The sequence below is a fragment of the Pseudorhodoferax aquiterrae genome, assembly GCF_014652235.1.
Classification (GTDB): Bacteria; Pseudomonadota; Gammaproteobacteria; order Burkholderiales; family Burkholderiaceae_C; genus Pseudorhodoferax; species Pseudorhodoferax aquiterrae.
Window position 1 is genome coordinate 25,358 of sequence record NZ_BMYK01000020.1, and the last position, 22,483, is coordinate 47,840.

The window sequence follows — 22,483 nt, forward strand, 5'->3', positions numbered from 1 at the left end:
GCATGGACGACATCGTGCGCCAGGCCATCGCGAAATGGCCCAACGTGCCGGACTGCTATGGCTGGCTGGGCCTGGATGCGCGTGGCGGCTGGTACCTGCGCGACGCCGCGGCACAGGCCGCGGGCGCCTTCACACAGGGCGGTGCTGCCAAGGGCGACCTGCTGCGGCACGACAAGCTGCTGGCCTTCATCGGCCGCAACTACGCTTGCGATGCACGCGGCTGCTGGTTCTTCCAGAACGGGCCGCAGCGTGTCTTCGTGGAACTGGAGGTTGCGCCCTGGATCTGGCGCGTCGCACCCGACTTCGCGCTCTCGGCCCACACGGGCGCACCCGCCCGTCTGGAGCGCGCGCTGCTGGACGAGCAAGGCCGGGTGTTCGCGCTGACCGATCTGGGCCTGGGCCTGGTGCACTCGCTCGACGTGGCGCTCGTGGCCGCGGCCGTGGAGCAGGCCGGTTGGGTGCTGGAAGAGGTGAGGGCGGCCGATCTGCCGGTCCGCCACGGCTTCGTCACCAGCCCGCAGCGGCTGGCGCAGGCGGCCGGCTAAAGCCGCCGCCCGGGCCGTCTTACTTGGAGGCGGCTTCCGCCGGGGCCGAAGCGGCGGCTGCAGGCTGTGCCGGCTCTTCGAACTTGCCGCCGCCCGCATTGCCCAGGTAGGCCACGGCACGCGCGATTTCCAGATCGGCGAAATCGCCGCCACCCTGGGGTGCCATGGCGCCCTTGCCCTTGAGCGCGTGTTCGACCAGCGTCTGGAAGCCCTGGCCCAGGCGCGGACCCCAGGCGGCTGCATCGCCGAGCTTGGGCGCGCCCGCGACGCCGGTCGCATGGCAGGCCGCACATTGCGCCTTGAACACCGTCTCGCCGTTGGCCAGGGGGCGGTTGGCATCGCGGATCTCCACGCTGCCGACCTTTTGCAGGCGTGCCGCCACGCCCTGCGCCAGGCCTTGCTCGGTCACGCCGCCCAGCGCCATGGCATTGGCATCGCCGCTGCCGGACGGCTTGACCGCCGACACCACGAAGTACACCAGCCCGATGATCACGAAGATCGGCACGACAAACGAGAACAAGGTCGCCACCAGCAGTTGCTTAGGATTTTTGATGGGGCCCGTATGGGCGCCGCCGTCCGCATGTTCGCTCATGTTGTCCTCAGTCTCGTCGGGGGCTTTTTGTCAGCCGGCGAGTATAACGGCGGGTTCTGGACGAACCCGTCGCGCACGCGCCGCTGGCTCAGGGCTGGCCGGTCCAGCCACCGCCCAGCGTCTTGTACAGCGTGACCTGGTTCTGTAGCTGCGCGAGCCGGGTCTGCACCACGGCCTGCTGGGTCGTGAACAGCGAGCGCTGCGCGTCCAGCAGATCCAGGTAGCTGGCCACGCCGTTGCGGTAGCGCAGGTCCGACAGCTTGAAACGCGCGGCCTCGGCTTCGGCCTGCGCCTGCTGCGCGCGCAGTTCCTCGCCCAGCGTGGCGCGGCCGGCCAGCGCATCGGCCACCTCGCGGAACGCGGTCTGGATCGCCTTCTCGTACTGTGCCACCGCGATGTCGCGCTGCACCTTGGCCGAGTCCAGGCCGGCCTGGTTGCGCCCGCCGTCGAAGATCGGCAGCAACAGCTGCGGCGCGGCGCTGAAGCCCCAGCTGCCGCTTTCGAACAGGCCGGACAGCTGGCTGCTGACCGTGCCGAAGCCGGCCGTCAGCGTGATGCGCGGGAAGAAGGCCGCCCGCGCGGCGCCGATGTTGGCGTTCGCCGAACGCAGCTGCTGCTCGGCTTGGCGGATGTCGGGCCGCGCGGTCAGCACGTCCGAGGGCAGGCCGGCCGGCAGTTCGGTCATGAGCACGGCCGATTCCAGGCTCTTCGTGGGAGGCAGATCGGCGATGCGCTGCGACCAGTCGGGCTGGCCGACCAGCAGCGTCAGCTGGTTCTGGTCCTGGGCGCGCTGGCGCTGCAATTGCGCCAGCGTGGCGCGCGCGGCTTCCAGCAGCGACTGGGCCTGGCGCAGGTCCAGCTCGGAGGCGACGCCGTTGTCGAAGCGCAGCTTGGACAGCTTGGCCGAGTCCTCGCGCGTGGCCAGCGTCTGGCGCGTGAGCTCCAGCAGTTCCTCGTCGGCCAGCAGGCTCAGGTAGGCGTTCGCCACCGACGCGACCAGCGTGATCTGGGTGGACTTGCGGCCTTCCTCGGTCGCCAGGTACTGGGCCAGCGCGGCCTCGCTGAGGCTGGCCACGCGGCCGAAGAAGTCCAGCTCCCAGGACGACAGCGTGAGACCCACCTGGTAGGCCGTGGTGCTGCCGGCGGTGCCCAGTTCCGTGCGCGTGCCGCTGGCGCCCACGCCGATGGTCGGCACACGGTCGGCGCGCTGGATGCGGTACTGCGCGCGGGCCTGCTCGATGTTGAGCACGGCCACGCGCAGGTCGCGGTTGTTGGCCAGGGCCTGCTCCACCAGCGCGCGCAGCCGCGCGTCGGCGAAGAAGCTCTGCCACGGGATGTCGGCCACGGGCTGGGCCGCGGCCTGGGCGGTGGTCTCGCCCGGCCATTGCGTGGCTACGGGTGCGGCGGGCCGCTCGTAGGTCGGGATGAACGAGCAGCCCGTCAACAGCGCGGCCAGCGCCAGCGCCGACAGGCGCGCGGATGGATTCTTAGTCATGTGCGCCTCCCTTGGCTTCGCCCACACCGGCTTCGCGCGCATGGGCGGCATAGATCTCGTTCTGGCGTTTGCTGCCCTTGAAGAGGCTGCGCACGACCACGAAGAACACCGGCACGAAGAACACGGCCAGCAAGGTGCCCGTGACCATGCCGCCGATCACGCCCGTGCCGATCGCGCGCTGGCTGGCAGAGCCTGCACCCGACGCGATGAACAGCGGCACCACGCCCAGACCGAAGGCCAGCGATGTCATGACGATCGGGCGGAACCGCAGATGCGCGGCTTCCAGTGCCGCCGCTACCGCGCTCTTGCCCTGCGCCTGCAGGTCCTTGGCGAACTCGATGATCAGGATGGCGTTCTTGGCCGACAGGCCGATGATGGTGATCAGGCCGACCTGGAAGTACACGTCGTTCGCATAGGAGCGCAGCAGCGTGGCCAGCAGCACGCCGATCACGCCCAGCGGCACCACCAGGATCACGGCCAGCGGGATCGACCAGCTCTCGTACAGCGCGGCCAGGCACAGGAACACCGCCAGGATCGCGAAGCCGTACAGGATGATGGCCTGCGAGCCGGCGAGCTTTTCTTCGCGCGACTGGCCGGTCCATTCGAAGCCGAAGCCCGGCGGCAGCTGGGCCGCCAGCCGTTCCATCTCGGCCATGGCCGCGCCCGTGCTCTGGCCCGGTGCGGCGTCGCCGCTGATGCGCATGGCCGGGTAGCCGTTGTAGCGCACGGTCTGCATCGCGCCGGTCACCCAGCGCGTGCTGGCGAAGGCCGACAGCGGCACGAGCTGGCCTTGGGCGTTGGCGGCGTTCAGGCGCAGCAGGTCCTCGGGCTGCATGCGGGCCGGTGCGTCGGCCTGCACGATCACGCGCTGCAGCCGGCCCCGGTTCGGGAAGTCGTTGATGTAGCTCGAACCCAGCGCGGTCGACAGCGTGCTGTTGATCGCATCGAAACCCACGCCCAGGGCCTGGGCCTTGTCGCGGTCGATGTCGATCTGCAGCTGCGACGCGTCTTCCAGGCCGTCGGGCCGCACCTGCGCCAGGATCTTGCTCTGCGAGGCCATGCCCAGCAGCTGGTTGCGCGCATTGAGCAGAGCCTGGTGGCCCTGGCCCGAACGGTCCTGCAGCCGGAACGAGAAACCGCTGGCATTGCCCAGCTCGGGAATCGGCGGCGGCGACAGCGGGTAGATGAAGGCGTCACGGATGCCCGATAGCGCGCCGAACGCGCGGCCGGCCAGCGCACTGGCGGAGTGCGCCGGGTCGTGCCGTTCGGACCAGTCCGTGAGCGTCACGAAGGCCAGGCCCGAGTTCTGGCCCTGGCCAGAGAACGAGAAGCCCAGCACGCCGACCATGCTCTCCACTTCGGGCTGCTTGAGCATGAAGCCTTCGACCTGCTGCATCACGTCCAGCATGCGTTCCTGGGTGGCACCCGGCGGCAACTGCACGTTGACGATGATGTTGCCCTGGTCTTCCTGCGGCAGGAAGGAGGTGGGCAGGCGCTGGTAGACCACGACCACGGCGCCGATGATGGCGGCGTAGATGATCAGGTAGCGCGCGGCGCGCTTGAGCATGCGCGCCACCACGCCCTCGTAGCCCTTGGCGGTGCGCGAGAAGCTGCGGTTGAACCAGCCGAAGAAGCCGCGCTTCTCATGGTGGTGGCCGGCCTCCACGGGTTTGAGCAGCGTGGCGCACAGCGCCGGCGTCAGCGACAGCGCCAGAAAGGCCGAGAACCCGATCGAGACCACCATCACGGCCGAGAACTGGCGGTAGATGTTGCCGGTGGAGCCGGCGAAGAAGGCCAGCGGCACGAACACCGAGATCAGCACCACGGTCACGCCGATGATGGCGCCCGAGATCTGCTGCATGGCCTTCTTGGTGGCGTCCAGCGGCGACAGGCCTTCCTCGCTCATGATGCGCTCGACGTTCTCCACCACCACGATGGCGTCGTCCACCACGATGCCGATCACCAGCACCATGCCGAACATGGTCAGCACGTTGATCGAGAAGCCCAGCGCCAGCAGCGCCGCGAAGGTACCCAGGAGCGCGATCGGCACCACCAGCGTCGGAATCAGCGTGTAGCGCCAGTTCTGCAGGAACAGGAACATCACGAGGAACACCAGCGCCACGGCCTCGAACAGCGTGTGCGTGACCTGCTCGATCGAGATGCTCACGAACTTGGAGCTGTCGTAGGGGAAGTCGTACTTCACGCCCTGCGGGAAGAACTTGGACAGCTCGTCCATCTTCTGGCGCAGGAGACGCGCCGACTCCAGCGCGTTGCCGCCCGGCGAAGGCTGGATGCCCAGGCCGACGGCGGGCGTGCCGTTCAAGCGCGCCGAGGTGGCGTAGCTCTGGCCGCCCAGTTCGATGCGGGCCACATCCTTCAGGCGCACAGTGGAGCCATCGGGGTTGGCGCGCAGCACGATGTTCCTGAACTGCTCGACGTTGGACAGCTGGCCCTTGACGACCACCGTGGCCGCGATGCCCTGGCCCGCCACGTTCGGCAAGTCGCCGATGGTGCCGGAGGCGACCTGGGCGTTCTGCGCGCGGATCGCGGCCGACACCTCGGCCGACGAAATCTGCACGCCCTGCATCTTGGCCGGGTCCAGCCAGATCCGCATGGCGGTCTCCGAGCCGAACAACTGCACCTGGCCGACGCCCTTGACGCGCTGCAGCTCTGGCTGCACGTTGCGCGCGGCGTAGTCGCCCAGCTCCACGGGCGTGAAGTCCGGGTTGTCCGAGGACAGCATCACGAACGCCAGGAAGTTGTTGCGCGACTTGTCCACGCGCACGCCCTGCTGCGTCACGGCCGAGGGCAGACGCGGTGTCGCACGCGACAGCCGGTTCTGCACGTCCACCTGCGCCAGGTCGGCATTGGTGCCGGGCTCGAAGGTCACCGTGATGGTGCCCGTGCCGTCGGCCTGGGCGACCGACTCCATGTAGATCAGGCCCGGCGAGCCGTTCATCTCGCGCTCGATGACGGACAGCACGCTGTCCTCCAGCGTCTGCGCGGAGGCGCCTGGGTAGGTGGTGTTGATGATGATGGCCGGAGGTGCCACCGGCGGGTACTGCGAGATCGGCAGCTGGGTGATCGAGACCGCGCCCATCACGATGATGAACAGCGCGATCACCCAGGCAAAGATCGGGCGATCGATGAAGAACTTGGCCATGGATGCTTGCCTTGCTTCTTATTGCTTGGGGGCAGCGGCAGGTGCTGCGGCCGATGCCGCGGGAGCCGGCGCCTGGCCCGGCGGCTGCCAGGGCACGGCCTTGACCGGCGTGCCGGGCGGCAGCATCTGCAGCTTCTGGAAGCCGTCGACCATGACCTGCTCGCCGGCCTTGAGGCCTTCGGTCACGATCCAGCGGTTGTTCTGGCCGGCGGTGATCTTCACCTGCCGCTTTTCCAGCTTGCCGCCTTCGCCGACCACGGTCAGCGTGTTGCCCGTTTCGCTGCGCGTGACGGCCTGCTGCGGCACGGCGATCGCGTTGCTGGCCTGGGCCTGCTCGACCTGCACGCGCACGTACAGGCCGGGCAGCAGGTCACCCTTGGGATTGGGCACTTCGGCGCGCAGCGTGATCTGGCCCGTGGTCTGGTCCACCGTCAGATCGGAGAACAGCAGCTTGCCGGGCAGGGCATAGGTGCTGCCGTCTTCCAGCACCACGCGCACGCTGGCGCCGTCGCCGCTGCCCGCGCGCTTGAGCGTGCCGGACTCCATGGCGCGGCGCAGGCGCAGCGCGTCGCTGGCCGACTGCGTGAAGTTCACGTACAGCGGGTTGATCTGCTGCACCACGGCGAGCGGCGTGGCCTCGCCCTGGCCGACCAGGGCGCCTTCGGTTACGAGCGCGCGGCCGATGCGGCCGGAGATCGGGGAGGTGACGGCGGCGTAGTCCAGGCTGATCTTGGCGGTCTGCACCGCCGCCTTGGCCACGGCCAGGTCGGCCTCGGCCTGCACGCGCGCGGCCACCGCATCGGCATAGTCCTGCTTGCTGATGGCGTTGGCGGCCACCAGCGGTTCGTAGCGCTTGGCCACCTCGGTGGTGCGCGTCACGGCGGCCTGGGCGCGCAGCACCTGGGCTTGGGCGCTCTGGTAGGTCGCCTGGTAAGGCGCGGGGTCGATCGCGAACAGCGGCTGGCCGGCCTTCACGTCGCTGCCTTCCTTGAACAGCCGGCGCTGCAGGATGCCGGCCGCGCGGGCACGCACCTCGGCCACGCGCGAGGCTTCCAGCCGGCCGGGAAGTTCGGTCACGAGCCCGATGTCGCCCGGCGTGGCCACCACGACGCCGACCTCGGGCGCCGGCATGCCGCCGCCGGCCTTGGCCGGTGCGCCTTCGGCCTTCTTGTCGCCCTGGCCGCAGGCGACCAGCAAGACGGCCATGGCCAACACGATGGGACGCAGCGGCGCCGCCGCGGCATTCAGGGAACCAAGACGCAACGCAGACATGCGATTCCTTCCTCAGACAACAACACAACGCCGCAACCGCCGCCGGGGCGGTGGTTCCGGTCTCCTTCTTGGAAATGGTGGGATGGTGGATCAGGCGATGGCCGGCTGAGCAAGGCCGCCGGTTCCAGAACTCCCATACGCCGAGCGAGTGTAGCTTACTTACATACAATGATGAATGTATATTGCCCTCGCTGGGCACAACGGTCTCTTGCCAAGGAGGAAATGGTGGCGCGCAGTACCAAGGAAGAAGCCCAGGCCACGCGCCACCGCCTGCTCGATGCGGCCGAGCGACTGTTCCACCGCAACGGGGTGTCGCAGACCTCGCTGCAGCAGATCGCCACCGAAGCCGGCGCCACGCGCGGCGCGATCTACTGGCACTTCAAGGACAAGGCCGACCTGTTCAACGCGATGATGGAGCGCGTCACGCTGCCGCTGGAGCAGTCGCTGCAGCAGGTTGCAACAAATGGTGTCGATCCTCTGGTCGGCCTGAAATATTCGCTGCGCAATGCGCTGGTGCAGATGCGCGATGACGCCCAGTTGCGCCGCGTCGTGGAGATCGCCGTGCAGAAGGTCGAGTACGTGGACGAACTGCACGCCGTGCGCGCCCGCCACCTGGCGGTGCGCGACCAGTGCGTGGGCGACATCGGGCGCGCGTTGCGCTTGGCGGCGCGCCAGCGTGGCCAGCGGCTGCGGCTGCCGGCCGCGGTGGCGGCGGCCGGTCTGCACGCCACCATCGACGGGCTGATCTTCAACTGGCTGCTCGACACCACGGCCTTCGACCTGCCGACCCTGGGCGAGCAGATGCTGGAGCTGCACCTGGTCGGGCTGGGCCTGCGCGATTCGGCCCCGCGCAACAAGTGAAACAAGTCTCCGATGCGCGTGCAACCACGCTGAAACAGCGTCTTTTCACCATGGGCGGCCATGTCGCGCTTGCCCCTGTCTTCCATGCAAAGCCCCGGCCCGGGGCCGTCCGAGGAGCCAGCGCGGCTGCGCCCGCCCATCTCGGACCGCTGGACGCGGTACGACCTGCTTGCCTACCTGGAGGCCACCGACCTGCCCAGCGGCGAGGCGCATGCCTTCCTGGCCTACCGCGAAACCAGCCTCATGGGCGCAGGCTGGCGTGTGCGTGTGCGTTCGCGCCTGACCGCTGGCGGCGTGTTCGAGCCCGCGGCCATGGCCCAACAGGCGCAGGGCGCGACGGCGCGCGGCGAGCCGAGCTTCGTCTGGGGCTACCAGCGCCTGCCCTGCGCGGCCGATGCGCGCCACATCGAGTTCCGCGTGCATGTCGATGCCGGCAGGCCGGTGCGGCTGGAGTTGTACGCGCGGCTGCGCCAGGCCGACGGCAGCGCGGCACCGGCGCGCAGGGCCTGCTGCGACTGGCCGGCGGATCCGCCCGGGCCCTGAACCCGTCCGTTGCCGCTGCGGCCGGAGTCGGTCCTGGCGCGTGGCTACAATGGCGCCCGGTCGCGGCTGTAGCTCAGTGGATAGAGTATTGGCCTCCGAAGCCAAGGGTCGTGGGTTCGATCCCCGCCAGCCGCACCAAGTCTTTCAGTTCTCCCCCGCCTCTTCGTCCCGCTGCGGCTTGAGCCGCAGGGCCTGCGCGTACAGCGCATTGCGCGGCTGGCCCGTGATCTCGGCGGCCAGGCGCACGGCGGTCTTGAGCGGCAGCTCGGGCAGCAGCAGTTGCAGCACGCGCAGGTCCTGGGCCGGCTCCGCGCTCGCCGGCGCGGGATGGACCACCAACGCGAACTCGCCACGCGTGCGTGTGGGCTGCGCGGCCAGCCAGGCCGGCAATTCCTGGGCAGCCACCGTGGCGATCTCCTCGAACTGCTTGGTCAGTTCGCGGCCTACCGTCACGGGCCGCGCGCCCACGGGGGCCAGTGCGCGCGCGAGCGCCTCGATGCGGTGCGGCGCCTCCAGCAGCACCACGGCGCGCGGGTCGGCCGCCAGCACCTGCACCGCCGCATCGCGCTCGCCGGTCTTGCTGGGCAGGAAACCCATGAACACGAAGGCTGGGTCTTCCGCGATGCCGGCCACGGACAGGGCCGTGGTCACGCTGCTCGCCCCCGGCAGCGGCACCACGGCGAAGCCGGCTGCGCGCGCGGCCGCGACCAGGCGTGCGCCCGGATCGCTCAGCGCAGGCGTGCCGGCGTCGCTGACATAGGCGACGCGCTGCCCTTGCTGCAGGCGGGCCAGCACGGCCTGGGCGGCCTCGGCCTCGTTGTGCTGGTGCGCGGCCAGCAGCTGGGCGCCGGGGCGCTCCAGCCCGTAGGCGCGCAGCAGGCTCTGCGTATGCCGCGTGTCCTCGCAGGCGATGGCATCGACGAGTTGCAGCACGTGCAGCGCGCGCAGGCCGATGTCGGCCAGGTTGCCGATCGGCGTGGCGACCACGTAGAGTGCGGCCTGTGGGTAATGCTGGGTGGCCGCAGCCTCGTGGGCGGCGCGCAGCGCCAAGGCGAAAGAAGCGCTCAATGGGATTCCTCTGGAAGGGGCCGGCCGGCGCGCCGACCACGAAGCAGGCGGGCGATGCGGCCGAAGACCAGGCGCTGGCCCATCTGCAGCGCGCCGGGCTGCGCCTCTTAGCGCGCAATTATCGGACGCCGGGCCGCGGCGGCGGCGAGATCGACCTCGTCATGCGCGCGCCCGACGGCACCGTGGTCTTCGTGGAGGTGCGGCGCCGCGCCAGCCTCTCGCACGGCGGTGCGGCGGCCAGCATCGGCGCCGTCAAGCGCAGGCGCATCGTGTTCGCGGCGCGCCACTACCTCGCGCGGCTGGCCACGCCACCGCCCTGCCGCTTCGACGTGGTGGTGCTGGAGCCGGGCGGGCCGCAGTGGCTGCAGGCGGCCTTCGACGCCGATTGAGCCTGTTACAAGCCCGCTCACCCCAAGGGCGGCAGGGAAAACCGCAGGGGTATCATCACCGCCCCATGCTTGAGCAACGCATCCAACAGCATTTCATCGACAGCGCCGATCTGAAGTACCAGTCGGCCGAAGCGCTCAGCAAGCCCATCGCGGCGGCCGTGCAGGCCATCCTGGTCAGCGTGACCAGCGGCGGCAAGGTGCTGGCCTGCGGCAACGGCGGTTCGGCCGCCGATGCCCAGCATTTCGCGGCCGAGTTCGTCGGCCGCTTCGAGCGCGAGCGGCCCGAGCTCGGCGCCATTGCGCTGACGACCGACAGCTCCATCCTCACGGCCGTGGCCAACGACTATTCGTACGACCAGGTCTTCGCCCGCCAGGTGCGTGCGCTCGGCCTGGCCGGCGACGTGCTGCTGGCGATCTCCACCAGCGGCAATTCGCCCAGCATCCTGGCGGCCGTGGAGGCCGCGCATGCGCGCGAGATGACGGTGGTGGCGCTGACCGGGCGCGGCGGCGGCAAGATGGCCGGCGCGCTGCGCGAGACCGATGTACATGTCTGCGTGCCGCATGAGCGCACCGCCCGCATCCAGGAGGTGCATCTGCTCACGCTGCACTGCCTGTGCGACGGCGTGGATTCCCAATTGCTAGGTGACCAGGAAACAAGTCTATGAAAGTGCGTTCCAAGCGCGTCGTGCTGATGTCGCTGGCGGCTGCCACGCTGGTGGCCGGTTTGTCGGCCTGTGTGCCGCTCGTGGTGGGCAGCGGCTTTGCCGGCGGCGTGATGGTGGCGATGGACCGCCGCACCTCCGGCGCCCAGCTGGAAGACCAGGGCATCGAGCTGCGTGGCGCCAACCGCCTCAAGGAAGCCCTGGGCGAGAACGCGCGCGTCAACGTGACGAGCTACAACCGCCAGGTGCTGCTGACCGGGGAGGTCGCGCGCACCGAGGATATCCAGCGCGCCGAGCAGATCATCGCCAAGGTGGAGAACGTGAACTCCGTCGTGAACGACCTGGCCGTGGGCATCCCGGCGGCGCTCACGCAGCGCTCCACCGACCTGCTCATCACGAGCAAGGTCAAGGCCTCGCTGATCGACGCCAAGGACCTGCAGGCCAGTGCCTTCAAGGTCGTGACCGAGCGCAACGTGGTCTACCTCATGGGCCGCGTGACGCCGCGCGAAGCCAACCGCGCGACCGAGATCGCGCGTGGCGTGAAGGATGTGGCCAAGGTCGTGCGCGTGTTCGAGACGCTGACCGAGGAAGAACTGGCCCGGCTGGGGCAGCAGCCCCCCGCGAAGTGAAACAAGGGCGCCGCAAGGCGCCCTTGTTCATTTCAGCCGCGTGATCAGGCTGGAGGTGTCGTAACGGTTGCCGCCGGCCTGTTGCACGTCGGCGTAGAACTGGTCGACCAGCGCCGTGACGGGCAGCCGCGCGCCGTTGCGCTTGGCTTCGTCCAGCACCAGGCCCAGATCCTTGCGCATCCAGTCCACCGCGAAGCCGAAGTCGAACTTGCCTTCGACCATGGTCTTGCCGCGGTTCTCCATCTGCCAGCTCTGGGCCGCGCCCTTGCTGATCACGGCCAGCACCTGGCCCATGTCCAGCTTGGCGCGCTGGCCGAAGGCGATGGCCTCGGACAGGCCTTGCACCAGACCGGCGATGCAGATCTGGTTGACCATCTTGGCCAGCTGACCCGAACCGCTGTCGCCCAGCAGCACGATGGAGCGCGAGAAGGCCTGCGCCACGGGCTCGATGCGTGCGAACGGCTCGGCGTCGCCGCCGCACATCACGGTCAGCATGCCGTTCTGCGCGCCGGCCTGGCCGCCAGACACGGGCGCATCGACGAAGTGCAGGCCGGCCTCGCGGGCCTTGCCGTGCAGTTCGCGCGCCACGTCGGCCGAGGCCGTGGTGTGGTCCACGAACACCGCGTCCTTGCCCATGCCGGCGAAGGCGCCGTTCGGGCCCAGCACGACGGAGCGCAGGTCGTCGTCGTTGCCGACGCAGCAGAACACGATGTCGGCGCCGGCCGCGGCCTCGCGCGGCGTCGCGGCGGTCCTGCCCTTGAACTCGTCGGCCCAGGCCTTCGCCTTGGCGGGCGAGCGGTTGTAGACGGTCACCTGGTGGCCGGCCAGGGCCAGGTGGCCGGCCATGGGAAAGCCCATCACGCCCAGGCCCAGGAAGGCGACGTTGCGGACGGGAGTGGCGGTGTAGCTGCGCGGATTGGTGGAAGCCATGCGGATGCTTTTCTGCAGAGTGGACCGGCGATTCTAGGAAGCCGCGGGCGCATAGTGCGCCACGCCCTCGCCGAAGGACCAGTTCTCGCGCGCGGTCTCGACCAAGTGGACGATCACGTCGGCCGCGGCGAAGCCGGCCTGCGCGGCGTTGTGCGCGATGCCGGCGTACAGCGCGCGCTTGTGCGCCAGCGTGCGGCCGAACGAGCAGGTGATCTGCACCAGCGCCACGCGCGCGGAATGCCGCACACCCAGGTAGGCCGACGTGCAGACCAGCGCGCCGGGCGCATGCCGCGCCAGCACCTGGAAGCGGTCGTCGGGCGGCACCTCGAAGCTGGCCACCAGGGCCTGGTGGACGGCATCGCCGAGCGCTTGCGCGTCTTCGGGCGAGACGGTGTCGGGAAGGTCGATGCGGACGAAGGGCATGGGGTTCTCCTTGGAAGAGACCTGACTGTGCCGGCTGCACGGTGCGTGCGACACGCCCGCGCCTTCACAATGCTTGTGCATGGCACGCACAAGCATGGACCAGCTGGGCTTCGAGGACTTCGAGCTGTTCGACCGGATCGCGGCGACGCGTTCGCTGTCCGAGGTCGCGCGCGAGCGCGGCGTGGCCAGCAGCAATGTTTCGCGCGCGCTGGGCCGCATCGAGGCCGCCTGCGGCCTGCGCCTGGCGCACCGCAGCACGCATGGCCTGGCGCTCACCGACGAGGGCGAACTGTTCCTCGAACACGCGCGACGCATGCTGGCCGAGCGCCGTGCGCTGCAGGCCAGCCTCTCCCCCCGCCGAACGGCCGTCGTGGGCCTGCTGCGGCTCGCGCTGAGCCGGCTGCTGGCCGAGTACGTCGTGGTGCCCAGCCTGCCGGCCCTGCGCGCCGCCCATCCGGACCTGCAGGTGGAGCTGTGCCTGGGCGACCGCCTGGCCCGCATCGCCGACGAGGGCATCGACATCGCCGTGCGGGCCGGCGTGGCGCCCGCAGGCCACCATGTGGTGCGGCCGCTGGCGCGCTATGGCCGGCGCCTGTACGCTGCGCCTGCCTACCTCGCGCAGCATGGCGCGCCGCGCAACGTGGCCGAGCTGGCCACGCACGCGCTCATCGGCAACACCGCGGTGCCGGGCCACAACCTCTGGACCTTCCATGGGGCGCCCAGCCTGCCGGTGCAGGGCCAGCTGCGGGCCGATTGCAGCGCCGCCGTCGTGGCGCTGGCACTGGCCGGTGCAGGCATCGCGCGCCTGAACGACCTGGTGGCCGAGCCGCTGGTGCGCCAGGGGCGGCTGCAGCCCGTGCTGGCGTCCTGCGTGGACCCGGGCGAGCACGGCATCGAGGCCGTGGTGCTGGCCGAGCGGCACCGGGCGCCGCGCATCCGCGCCATGCTGGCGCATCTGCAGGCCGCGTTCGCGCCCGGTTAGAGAATCGTCAGGTTCTCCGTACCCGCAGCCAGGTCGTTGCTGCGCGCGCGCTGGCTGTTGAGCTTGATCTGCAGGCGCAGGTCGTTGAGCGAGTCGGCGTTGCGCAGCGCGTCCTCGTAGGTGATCAGGTAGCTCTCGAAGGCGTCGAACAAGGCCTGGTCGAAGGTCTGCATGCCCAGGTTGCGGCTCTTCTTCATGATCTCCTTGATGCCGGCCACCTCGCCCTTGAAGATGAGGTCGGCGATCAGCGGGGAGTTCAGCAGCACTTCCACCGCCGCCACGCGACCCTTGCCGTCCTGGCGCGGCACCAGGCGCTGCGAGACGATGGCCTTGAGGTTCAGCGACAGGTCCATCAGCAGCTGGGCGCGCCGCTCCTCGGGGAAGAAGTTGACGATGCGGTCCATCGCCTGGTTGGCGTTGTTGGCATGCAGCGTGGCCAGGCACAGGTGGCCGGTCTCGGCGAAGGCCACGGCCTGGTCCATGGTCGTGCGGTCGCGGATCTCGCCCATCAGGATCACGTCGGGCGCCTGGCGCAGCGCGTTCTTGAGCGCGGCCTCCCAGCTCTCCGTGTCGATGCCCACCTCGCGCTGCGTCACCACGCAGTTCTTGTGCGGGTGCACGAACTCCACCGGGTCCTCGACCGTGATGATGTGGCCGTGCGAATTCTCGTTGCGCCAGTCCACCATGGCGGCCAGCGTCGTCGATTTGCCCGAGCCGGTGGCGCCCACCATGATGCACAGGCCGCGCTTGGTCATGGCGATGTCCTTGAGCACGGTGGGCACGCCCAGTCCGTCCAGCGTGGGCACCGAGGCCGGGATCACGCGCAGCACCAGGCCGACCTTGCCCTGCTGCAGGAAGGCGTTGACGCGGAAGCGGCCGATGCCGCCCGGCGAGATCGAGAAGTTGCACTCCTTGGTGCGCTCGAACTCGGCCGCCTGCTTGTCGTTCATGATGGCGCGCGCCAGCGCCATCGTGTGGGCCGGCAGCAGCGGTTGCGCCGAGACCTTGACGATCTTGCCGTCCACCTTGATGCCGGGCGGGAAGTCGGCCGTGACGAACAGGTCGCTGCCGCCGCGGGTGATCAGCAGCCGCAACAGGTCGCTGATGAACTTACTGGCCTGATCGCGTTCCATGGGGGGCTTCCTGGTTCGGGCGGTCCGTGAGGCGGGCGTTGACGGCACGCAGCCGCAACGAGAGCTTGCGCGCCAGCAGGGCGATCAGCGCCGCCGCCAGCCGTGGATCCTTGCCCATCATCTCGTCCAGGCCGTCGGCAGGCAAGACGGCGATCTCGCAGTCGGTCAGCGTGGTGCAGGCGGAGAAGCGCTGGCCGCTGTCCAGCAGCGACATCTCGCCCAGGATCTCGCCCGGCCGGCTCTCGGCCAGGCGCAGCAACTCGCCCCAGGGCTGGCGCCGGTCCACCGCGATGCTGCCGCGCAGCAGCACCACCATGAAGTTGCCGAACTCGTGCTGGTGGATGACGACGCGGCCGCTGCCGACGCGCACGAAGCGCAGGAAGCGCTCCATCTGCGCGATGTCCTGTGCTTCCAGGCGCGACATGTTGCGGTCGCGCGCCCACAGGGCCTGCAGCTGGGCGATGGCCGCGCCCAAGGGGATGCTGCGCGCGCCGATCTCGGTGGCGCGCGTTTCCCAGGGCACCATCACCGCTTCCTCGTGGCCCGGGCCGGGCTGTGGCGCAGCGAACAGCCCCGGCTCGGCGCCGTCGCCCGTGCGCTCGCGCGCCGGCCATGCACCGCGCAGGGAACCGAACCAGCTACGCATGGGAGCTTGCGCGCCGCCCGCTCATCCGGGGAAGTTCTCGGGCGTCTTCGCCTTGCCGCGCGCCTCGGCCGGCGAGATGACGTTGCGCCGCACCAGGTCGGTCAGGTTCTGGTCCAGCGTCTGCATGCCGGCGGCCTGGCTGGTCTGGATGGTCGAGTACATCTGCGCCACCTTGGCCTCGCGGATCAGGTTGCGGATGGCCGGCGTGCCCAGCATGATCTCGTGCGCCGCCACGCGGCCCTGGCCGTCCTTGGTCTTGCACAGGGTCTGCGAGATCACGGCCTGCAGCGATTCGGACAGCATGGCGCGCACCATCTCCTTCTCCTCGGCCGGGAACACGTCGATGATGCGGTCGATGGTCTTGGCCGCGCTGGAGGTGTGCAGCGTGCCGAACACCAGGTGGCCGGTCTCGGCCGCCGTCATGGCCAGGCGGATGGTTTCCAGGTCGCGCAGCTCGCCGACCAGGATGGCGTCCGGGTCCTCGCGCAGCGCCGAACGCAGCGCGGCCGCGAACGACAGTGTGTGCGGCCCGACCTCGCGCTGGTTCACCAGGCATTTCTTGGACTCGTGCACGAACTCGATCGGGTCCTCGATCGTCAGCACGTGGCCGTACTCGCTCTCGTTGAGGTGGTTCACCATGCCGGCCAATGTGGTCGACTTGCCCGAGCCGGTGGGGCCGGTCACGAGCACCAGGCCGCGCGGCCTGAGCGCCAGTTCGCCGAAGATGCGCGGCGCATTGAGCTGCTCCAGCGTGAGGATCTTCGACGGAATCGTCCGCAGCACCGCACCGGCGCCGCGGTTGTGGTTGAAGGCGTTGACCCGAAAGCGCGACAGGCCCTCGATCTCGAACGAGAAGTCGATCTCCAGGAATTCCTCGAAGTGCTTGCGCTGGCTGTCGCTCATGATGTCGTACACCATGCCATGCACCGTCTTGTGGTCCAGCGGATCGACGTTGATGCGGCGCACGTCGCCATGCACGCGGATCATCGGCGGCAGGCCGGCCGACAGGTGCAGATCCGAAGCCTTGTTCTTGACCGTGAAGGCCAGCAGCTGGGTGATGTCCACAGGAATCCTAGGGTGGATTTGGTACTCTTGCCCAACTAATTATGACGAGCATACGTAACAATCTCCAGCAAGTGCGTGACCGCATCGCCACAGCCTGTGCGCGTGCCGGTCGCCCCGCGGACAGCGTGCAGTTGCTGGCCGTGTCCAAGACCATGCCGCTGCCCTGTGTCCTGGAGGCCATGGCCGCCGGCCAGGCCGCCTTCGGCGAGAACTACGTGCAAGAAGGCGTGCAGAAGATCGAAGCGCTGCGCGCCTGGGAGGCGGAGGGCGGACGGCCCGTGCAGGTCGCCTGGCACCTGATCGGGCCGCTGCAGAGCAACAAGACGCGCGTGGTCGCCGCCAACTTCGACTGGGTGCACAGCGTGGACCGGCTCAAGATCGCCGAGCGGCTGGCCGAGCAGCGGCCGGCCGAACTGGGGCCGCTGCAGGTCTGCATCCAGGTCAACATCGATGGCGGGACCACCAAGTCCGGCGTCGCGCCCGAGGAGGTGCCGGACCTGGCGCGCGCCGTGGCCGCCCTGCCGCGGCTGGCACTGCGCGGGCTCATGACCATTCCCGAGCCGCAGAGCGGCTTCGACGCCCAACGTGCCGTGCACGCGCGCGCGCGGGCCCTGTTCGAGCAACTGCGCGCGGCCGGCATCGGCGGGGCGGCGTTCGACACCTTGTCCATGGGCATGACGGCCGATCTGGAGGCCGCCATCGACGCGGGCAGCACGCTGGTGCGCGTGGGCACGGCAATCTTCGGCGCGCGCTGAGGCGCGCCGTCTCGTTTCACTGCGCCGGCAGCACGATGGCCACGCGCCGGTTCTGCTGGCGCTGCTCGGGTGTGCGGTTGTCGTTCACGGGCGCAGCCTTGCCCAGGCCCACGGTCTGGATGTCGGCGTCGCGCAGTCCGGCGGCCACCATGGCCCGCTGCACGGCCTGGGCCCGGCGCAGGGACAGGCCCAGGTTGTAGGCCTGGCTGCCAGTGCTGTCGGAATGGCCTTCGATGCGCACGCGCGTGATCTGCAGCTGGGCCAGCTGGCTCCCGAGCCGTTCGGCCGTGGCCTGGCCCTCGGCGTCCAGCACGTCCGAGTCGCTGTCGAACAGCATCCGGCCCGCGATCGAAAGCTCCCAGCCCTCGTCGGTCGGGCGAAAGCCCAGTGCCCGCAGCTGCTCTTCCCGGCTCGGGGCCGGTGCGGGCGGGGGGGCGGGCGGTGCGGCGCAGGCCGCCAGCAGCCAGGTGCTGCCCCAGGCCGCGCCGAGCAGGCAGGCGCGGCGCGAGGCCATCCAATGCAGTTCCATCACAACTCCGAGATGTCGCTCACGACATAGGCGCCTTCGAACAGGCGGCTGGTGCCCCGGCCGCTCTTCTTGGCTTCGTACATGGCGCGGTCGGCCGCGCGCAGCAGCTGGTCGGCGGTCTGGCCATGCTGGGGATACAGCGCAATGCCGATGCTGACCGAGGGCACGATGCGCTCGTGCCGCTTGGACAGGGGCAGCGCCACGGCGGCGTTGATCTTGTCGGCGATGCGCAGCGCATCCTGCGGGTGGTGCACCGGCGCCAGCAGCACCGCGAATTCGTCGCCGCCCAGCCGGGCCACCGTGTCGCCCTCGCGCAGCTGCGCGCGGATGCGTGCGGCCACCTCGATCAACAGCAGGTCCCCCACGGCATGGCCGTAGCGGTCGTTGGTTTCCTTGAAGCGGTCGTTGTCCATGTACAGCACGGCGATGCTGCCGCCCTGGAGCTGGGCGTCCTGCAGGATGCGCGCCAGGCGGCGGCTGAAGTAGGCGCGGTTGTACAGGCCGGTCAGGCTGTCGTGGTTGGCCAGGTGCGTCAGCGAACGGTTCTCCTGCGCCAGCTGCGCCTGCTGCATCTCGATCTCGGCCAAGAGGGCGTTGAAATCCTCACCCAGGGCATGGAACTCGGCGATCTGCGACGCCGGTGCGCGCTGCAGGCCGCCGCGTTGCGCGCGCGCTCGGTGCGTCATGGTGATCAAGGCCTGCACGGGCTCCACGATGTCGCGCTGGATGCGCCGCGACAGCAGGCGCAGGCCCAGCCCGGCGAGCACCAGGCACAGCGCGATGCCGGTCGCGGCGGTGGCCAGGAAGCGGGCGAACACCGCGCCGTCGCCACGCAGCCGCACCTCGCCGATCTGGCGGCCGCGGTCCAGCACGGGGGCCACGGTTGGCTGCGGCATCAGCAGGCGCCCCAGCGGCTCGCCGGCCGCCTCCAGCAGCGCGTCGGCGCGCTGCCGGTCCGCAAGCTCGTAGCGCGCCAGCACATGGCCGGCCTGGTCGCGCAGCTCGGCCTCGCGCAGCGACTCGCGCTGGGCGATGACCGCCAACTGCTCCATGACGGCCACGCGGTCGTTGAACACCACGGCCGCCTCGACCGAGTAGGCGATCGAACGCGCCACCAGTTCCAGGTGGTTGTTGGCGTAGGTGCGCAGCGCCAGCACGGCTGCCAGCAGCAGCGCCAGGCCGACGGCCGCCATGCTGATGCTGGCCACGCGCACATGGGCCCGCCGCAAGGTCTGCAACAGGCTGCGGCGCACCGGCTGCGCGGGCATGCCGGCTTTCGCGCGAGGCGGCCGGTCGGGGCTCATGGCTTGCGCTCCTGGCCCAGGCGCAGCACCTGCGGATGGATGCGCACCTTGCCGCGGGCCAGCGCATCGAGGTTGATCTCGAAGCGCACGGACTGTCCTGCAGGTTCGATGTCCAGCCGCACCATGCCATTGGCCAGGCAGGGCGTGGAGCGCTCGCACAGCGTCAGCACCGGCTGGCCTTCCAACTCCTGCGCCAGCTGCTGCCATTGGGCGATGTCCAGCGCGCCGACGTAGAGCACGTCGCATTGGCTGGCGACGGCCTGGCCGGTTTCCAGCCGCCGCAGCAGCACAGGGCCGCCCGGCCAGGCGATGCCCTGCTGTTGCAGGCGTTCGGCATGCGGGCTGGTGCCGGCGAAGCACACGCGCAAGGGATCGGGGGGCACGGGCCAGCGCGTGTAGGCCAGCACGCGGGTCACGGTGTCGCGCAGGTCCAGCCCGATCTGCTGGCCCCTGGCCGGGAGGGCCAGCACGAGGGCGAGCAGCATCGGCAGGGCCAGGCGCGCCGGCCCGTGGCGTCGCAGGAGAGAGGCGGCGTGTTGGCCGGGAGACATGCAGGGTAAGGGGACGTTCTCACGCCCCGGCGAAAGCAGCGCGAGATGCTACCAGCCCCCTCTGACGCCGGCCTGTCGCGGCCACCGGACGGAGATCAGCTCTTGTACTTGATGGTGCAGCCGTAGGGCGCGGTCTGGGCCTGGCTGATGGGCTTGCCGGCCAGTGCCTCGTTGAGACCCTGGCGCACGTAGTTGGTGGCGGTCTGGATGTCGCTGGCCCGCGCCGAGGCGATGGAGTCGATGCCGCCCGCGTAGACCAGCGTGCCCTGCGGGTTGACGATGTACATGTGCGGCGTGGTGCGCGCGCCATAGGCCTTGCCCACGCTGCCTTCCTCGTCCATCAGCGTGGCCGTGGGCGTGCCGGACTTGTCCTGCATCCAGCGCGCCAGCTGCTGCGGCGGCAGGTAGTCCGAGGCGGCCTTCTCGGTCGAGTTGACGGCGAGCCAGACCACGTCCCTGGCCGTGAACTCCTTCTGCAGGCCGGGCAGGTTGGCGCTGTCGTAGTGCTTGCGCACGAAAGGGCAGCCCGGGTTGGTCCATTCCAGCACCACGGTCTTGCCCTTGAACTCGGCCAGCGTGCGCGTCTTGCCGCTGGTGTCGGTCAGCGTGAAGGCGGGTGCGGGCTGGCCGACGGCGGCCGCTGCATGCGCCGTGCCGGCGAGCAAGCTGGCACTGGCGGCGAGGGCGGCCAGCATGGCCGTGCGGCGCTGCAGGAGGGGGCGGGTCGCGGAGATGGTCATCGGATCGACTCCTTCGGTGGGGATTAGAGGGTCGCGATGGCCGCGCGCAGTTCGGCCACGCTCAGGATCTCGGACAGCACCACGGGCGCGCGGCCCTGGCGGTACAGCACATAGACCGGCACGCCGCTGCGGCCCAGGTCGCGCAAGGCCGCCGTGATGGCCGGGTCGCGCCGCGTCCAGTCGGCCGTCAGCAGCTGCACGTTCTTGGCGTCCAGGTCGGCCAGCACGCGCTGGTCGGCCAGCGCCGTGCGCTTGTTGTACTGGCAGGTCACGCACCAGGCGGCCGTGAAGTCCACGAACACGGGCCGGCCCTGGGCCAGCGCCTGCTGCACCTGCGTGGGCGCCCAGGGCTGCCAGCGCGCGCCGGCGGTGGCCACGGGCGTGGCCGCCTCCACGGGGCGCAGCACGGCCGGCCCGAGCAGGCCCAGCATGGCCACGGCCAGCAGCAGCGACAGCGTGCCCATGACCCAGCGGGCGCGGCCCGCCAGGCCCAGCGCCCAGACCACGGCGGCCAGCGCCACCAGCAGCAGCAGCAGCGCGGCGGCACCGTCGATGCCGGTCTGCTGGCCCAGCACCCAGACCAGCCAGGCCACAGTGGCGAACATCGGGAAGGCCATGCAGCGTCGGAACACGTCCATCCAGGGGCCGGGCCGCGGCAGCCAGCGCACCACGGCCGGCACCAGGCTGGCGAGCAGGAAGGGCAGCGCCATGCCCAGGCCCAGTACCGCGAACACCGCCAGCGCCTGGGCCGTCGGCAGGCCCACGGCGACGCCCATGGAGGCGCCCATGAACGGTGCCGTGCAGGGCGAGGCGATGGCCACGGCCAGCACGCCGGACAGGAAGGCGTCGGCGACCGGGTGGCGCGCCTGGGCCGAGGCCAGGCGCGAGGGCAGCAGGTGGCCGAACTCGAACAGGCCGGCCAGGTTCAGCCCGAACAGCGTGAACAGCACGGCCAGCGCCGCCACCACGCCCGGCGATTGCAGCTGGAAGCCCCAGCCGAGTTGCTCGCCGGCAGCGCGCAGCCCCAGCAGCAGGCCGGCCAGCGCCACGAACGACAGCACCACGCCCGCGCTGTAGGCCAGGCCATGCAGCCGCAGCGCGCGCTGTTCGCCGGCATGGCGCGCAAAGCCCAGCATCTTGATGGCCAGCACCGGGAACACGCAGGGCATGAAGTTCAGGATCAATCCGCCCAGCAGCGCCCCCACCAGCACGGCGGCCAGGCCGATCGGCCGGCCCGCGTCGACGGGCGGCTGGGCGGCCGCGTTGGCCTCGAGTGCGGCGCTCAATGCGGGCGACACCGTCGCGACGGCCGCGCCCTGCGGCCAGGGGCCGGCCACGGCGGCTTCCGCACGCCAGCCCTGGCGCCGGCCGTCGACGTCCAGTGCCAGCACCACGGGCATCACGGCCGGGCTCTGGCTGCGCTGGTCCGACAGCGGCACGCGCGCGGTCCAGACGGCGCCGTCCCAGGCCTGGGTCCAGGCGCCGGCTGTCTGGATGACCTCGGCGGTCTCGGGGAAGAACTCCAGGGTCCTGCCCTGCACGGCTGCGGGCAGGCCGCGCACCGACACGGCCAGGGTCTTGCCATCGACGATGTCCACCGTGCTGCCCGCGGGCAAGGCCTGGGGATGGGCGGCGGCGGCCGCGTCGAACGCGGCCTGGTGCAAGGCGGTGGCGCCCTGCACGGGCAGATCCAGCGTGAACTCGCCCTCTTCGGGAATGCACTCCTTGCGGCAGACCAGCCAGGACGCGCTGAGCTTGAGCTGCAGCTGCCCGCTGCTGGCCTGAAAGTCCGGCCCCACGGTCAGCGGGACGGGCAGCAGCACGGTGTTCTCGTAGCCGTAGTTGGCCAGCGGGCCGATAGCGATCTTGTGCGGCACGGGCCAGGCGATCTCGCCGGCCTGCACGCCGGCCGGCAACTGCCAGCGCAGCTCGGTCGGCAGGCCCGAGTCGCCCGGATTCTTCCAGTAGGTGTGCCACTCGGGCTGGTGGGTGATCGACAGGCCGACCCAGACCGGCTGGCCCGGCGCCACGCCTTGCGGCGCCAGCGCCACGAGCTCGGCGCGCACCTGCGGCGTGGTCACGACGGCACTGTCGGCCCATGCCGCGGGGCCGGCCAGCGCGGCGCAGCTGGCCAGGAGCAGGGCGAGGGCAGGGCGTTGCGGCATGGAATGCGTGGAAAACCGCCCATGGGAGCAGGGCCGGAGGG

Annotated in this window: 23 protein-coding genes and 1 tRNA gene; 9 read left to right on the forward strand and 15 right to left on the reverse strand. The window is 70.3% G+C overall.

Features of this window, described 5'->3' with window-relative positions:
• The first annotated feature begins 2 nt into the window (after nucleotides 1-2).
• Complete coding sequence (locus IE209_RS23870) at nucleotides 3-545, forward strand: DUF2946 family protein (protein WP_189689386.1); 543 nt, start codon at nucleotides 3-5, stop codon at nucleotides 543-545.
• A 19-nt stretch (nucleotides 546-564) separates the two neighbouring features.
• On the opposite strand, the gene IE209_RS23875 is transcribed toward IE209_RS23870, so the two are convergent.
• The 4 genes from IE209_RS23875 to IE209_RS23890 form a co-directional block, all read right to left on the reverse strand.
• On the reverse strand, nucleotides 565-1,137 hold the full coding sequence (locus IE209_RS23875) for a c-type cytochrome (RefSeq protein WP_189689387.1): 573 nt from the start codon (nucleotides 1,135-1,137) through the stop codon (nucleotides 565-567).
• An 88-nt stretch (nucleotides 1,138-1,225) separates the two neighbouring features.
• Nucleotides 1,226-2,632, reverse strand: a complete 1,407-nt coding sequence (adeC, locus tag IE209_RS23880) for an AdeC/AdeK/OprM family multidrug efflux complex outer membrane factor (RefSeq protein WP_189689388.1) — start codon at nucleotides 2,630-2,632, stop codon at nucleotides 1,226-1,228.
• Complete coding sequence (locus tag IE209_RS23885; RefSeq protein WP_189689389.1) at nucleotides 2,625-5,795, reverse strand: efflux RND transporter permease subunit; 3,171 nt, start codon at nucleotides 5,793-5,795, stop codon at nucleotides 2,625-2,627. The genes adeC and IE209_RS23885 overlap by 8 nt, the downstream gene beginning before the upstream one ends.
• 18 nt (nucleotides 5,796-5,813) lie before the next feature.
• Entirely contained in the window at nucleotides 5,814-7,067 is a 1,254-nt protein-coding gene (locus IE209_RS23890; RefSeq protein WP_189689390.1) for an efflux RND transporter periplasmic adaptor subunit, read from the reverse strand.
• Between the two features lie 222 nt (nucleotides 7,068-7,289).
• Here IE209_RS23890 and IE209_RS23895 point away from each other — a divergent pair, with 222 nt between their 5' ends.
• The 3 genes from IE209_RS23895 (at nucleotide 7,290) to IE209_RS23905 (ending at nucleotide 8,609) form a co-directional block, all read left to right on the forward strand.
• Nucleotides 7,290-7,928: a TetR family transcriptional regulator gene (locus tag IE209_RS23895; protein WP_308433215.1), complete on the forward strand. Its 639-nt coding sequence runs from the start codon at nucleotides 7,290-7,292 to the stop codon at nucleotides 7,926-7,928.
• Between the two features lie 60 nt (nucleotides 7,929-7,988).
• Nucleotides 7,989-8,471, forward strand: coding sequence for a hypothetical protein (locus IE209_RS23900; protein WP_189689392.1), 483 nt, complete (start codon nucleotides 7,989-7,991; stop codon nucleotides 8,469-8,471).
• A gap of 62 nt (nucleotides 8,472-8,533) precedes the next feature.
• A tRNA-Arg gene (locus IE209_RS23905) sits at nucleotides 8,534-8,609 on the forward strand.
• Nucleotides 8,610-8,615: 6 nt separating this feature from the next.
• On the opposite strand, the gene rsmI is transcribed toward IE209_RS23905, so the two are convergent.
• Nucleotides 8,616-9,539, reverse strand: coding sequence for a 16S rRNA (cytidine(1402)-2'-O)-methyltransferase (gene rsmI, locus IE209_RS23910; RefSeq protein WP_189689393.1), 924 nt, complete (start codon nucleotides 9,537-9,539; stop codon nucleotides 8,616-8,618).
• Here rsmI and IE209_RS23915 point away from each other — a divergent pair.
• The 3 genes from IE209_RS23915 to IE209_RS23925 all read left to right on the forward strand — a co-directional run bounded on the left by IE209_RS23915 (nucleotide 9,539) and on the right by IE209_RS23925 (nucleotide 11,219).
• Nucleotides 9,539-9,928 carry a YraN family protein gene (locus IE209_RS23915; RefSeq protein WP_189689394.1) on the forward strand — a complete coding sequence of 130 codons (390 nt, stop codon included), beginning with the start codon at nucleotides 9,539-9,541 and terminating at the stop codon, nucleotides 9,926-9,928. The genes rsmI and IE209_RS23915 overlap by 1 nt on opposite strands.
• A 65-nt stretch (nucleotides 9,929-9,993) precedes the next feature.
• Nucleotides 9,994-10,593 carry a phosphoheptose isomerase gene (locus IE209_RS23920; RefSeq protein ID WP_145551217.1) on the forward strand — a complete coding sequence of 200 codons (600 nt, stop codon included), beginning with the start codon at nucleotides 9,994-9,996 and terminating at the stop codon, nucleotides 10,591-10,593.
• Nucleotides 10,590-11,219: a BON domain-containing protein gene (locus IE209_RS23925; RefSeq protein WP_189689395.1), complete on the forward strand. Its 630-nt coding sequence runs from the start codon at nucleotides 10,590-10,592 to the stop codon at nucleotides 11,217-11,219. Before IE209_RS23920 ends, IE209_RS23925 begins: the two co-directional genes overlap by 4 nt.
• A 27-nt stretch (nucleotides 11,220-11,246) precedes the next feature.
• On the opposite strand, the gene IE209_RS23930 is transcribed toward IE209_RS23925, so the two are convergent.
• Together IE209_RS23930 and IE209_RS23935 are read right to left on the reverse strand one after the other, a co-directional pair.
• Nucleotides 11,247-12,149, reverse strand: coding sequence for an NAD(P)-dependent oxidoreductase (locus IE209_RS23930; protein WP_189689396.1), 903 nt, complete (start codon nucleotides 12,147-12,149; stop codon nucleotides 11,247-11,249).
• 33 nt (nucleotides 12,150-12,182) lie between these two features.
• Nucleotides 12,183-12,572: a tautomerase family protein gene (locus IE209_RS23935; RefSeq protein WP_189689397.1), complete on the reverse strand. Its 390-nt coding sequence runs from the start codon at nucleotides 12,570-12,572 to the stop codon at nucleotides 12,183-12,185.
• A 79-nt stretch (nucleotides 12,573-12,651) separates the two neighbouring features.
• Here IE209_RS23935 and IE209_RS23940 point away from each other — a divergent pair, with 79 nt between their 5' ends.
• Nucleotides 12,652-13,554, forward strand: coding sequence for a LysR substrate-binding domain-containing protein (locus IE209_RS23940; RefSeq protein WP_189689398.1), 903 nt, complete (start codon nucleotides 12,652-12,654; stop codon nucleotides 13,552-13,554).
• Here the strand turns inward: IE209_RS23940 and IE209_RS23945 are convergent.
• Genes IE209_RS23945 through IE209_RS23955 form a run of 3 tightly spaced genes read right to left on the reverse strand, consistent with a single transcriptional unit; the run spans nucleotide 13,551 to nucleotide 16,398 of the window.
• The gene (locus IE209_RS23945; protein ID WP_189689399.1) at nucleotides 13,551-14,687 is read right to left on the reverse strand and encodes a PilT/PilU family type 4a pilus ATPase; all 1,137 of its coding nucleotides are present in this window, start codon (nucleotides 14,685-14,687) and stop codon (nucleotides 13,551-13,553) included. The two genes, IE209_RS23940 and IE209_RS23945, sit on opposite strands and share 4 nt — an antisense overlap.
• Nucleotides 14,665-15,333: a cyclic nucleotide-binding domain-containing protein gene (locus tag IE209_RS23950; RefSeq protein ID WP_189689400.1), complete on the reverse strand. Its 669-nt coding sequence runs from the start codon at nucleotides 15,331-15,333 to the stop codon at nucleotides 14,665-14,667. Before IE209_RS23950 ends, IE209_RS23945 begins: the two co-directional genes overlap by 23 nt.
• Nucleotides 15,334-15,354: 21 nt before the next feature.
• Entirely contained in the window at nucleotides 15,355-16,398 is a 1,044-nt protein-coding gene (locus tag IE209_RS23955) for a type IV pilus twitching motility protein PilT (protein WP_145551226.1), read from the reverse strand.
• Nucleotides 16,399-16,439: 41 nt separating this feature from the next.
• On the opposite strand from IE209_RS23955, the gene IE209_RS23960 reads away from it, so the two are divergent.
• Entirely contained in the window at nucleotides 16,440-17,153 is a 714-nt protein-coding gene (locus tag IE209_RS23960; protein ID WP_189689401.1) for a YggS family pyridoxal phosphate-dependent enzyme, read from the forward strand.
• Between the two features lie 16 nt (nucleotides 17,154-17,169).
• Here IE209_RS23960 and yfiB read toward each other — a convergent pair whose 3' ends face one another.
• The 5 genes from yfiB to IE209_RS23985 form a co-directional block, all read right to left on the reverse strand.
• On the reverse strand, nucleotides 17,170-17,682 hold the full coding sequence (gene yfiB, locus IE209_RS23965; protein WP_189689402.1) for an outer membrane lipoprotein YfiB: 513 nt from the start codon (nucleotides 17,680-17,682) through the stop codon (nucleotides 17,170-17,172).
• Nucleotides 17,682-18,986, reverse strand: coding sequence for a diguanylate cyclase DgcN/YfiN (gene dgcN / locus IE209_RS23970; RefSeq protein WP_229883018.1), 1,305 nt, complete (start codon nucleotides 18,984-18,986; stop codon nucleotides 17,682-17,684). The genes yfiB and dgcN overlap by 1 nt, the downstream gene beginning before the upstream one ends.
• Complete coding sequence (yfiR, locus tag IE209_RS23975) at nucleotides 18,983-19,471, reverse strand: regulatory sequestration protein YfiR (RefSeq protein WP_189689403.1); 489 nt, start codon at nucleotides 19,469-19,471, stop codon at nucleotides 18,983-18,985. The genes dgcN and yfiR overlap by 4 nt, the downstream gene beginning before the upstream one ends.
• A 161-nt stretch (nucleotides 19,472-19,632) precedes the next feature.
• Nucleotides 19,633-20,277 carry a thioredoxin family protein gene (locus tag IE209_RS23980; RefSeq protein WP_189689404.1) on the reverse strand — a complete coding sequence of 215 codons (645 nt, stop codon included), beginning with the start codon at nucleotides 20,275-20,277 and terminating at the stop codon, nucleotides 19,633-19,635.
• A gap of 23 nt (nucleotides 20,278-20,300) precedes the next feature.
• On the reverse strand, nucleotides 20,301-22,442 hold the full coding sequence (locus IE209_RS23985) for a protein-disulfide reductase DsbD family protein (protein ID WP_189689405.1): 2,142 nt from the start codon (nucleotides 22,440-22,442) through the stop codon (nucleotides 20,301-20,303).
• Nucleotides 22,443-22,483 lie beyond the last annotated feature (41 nt).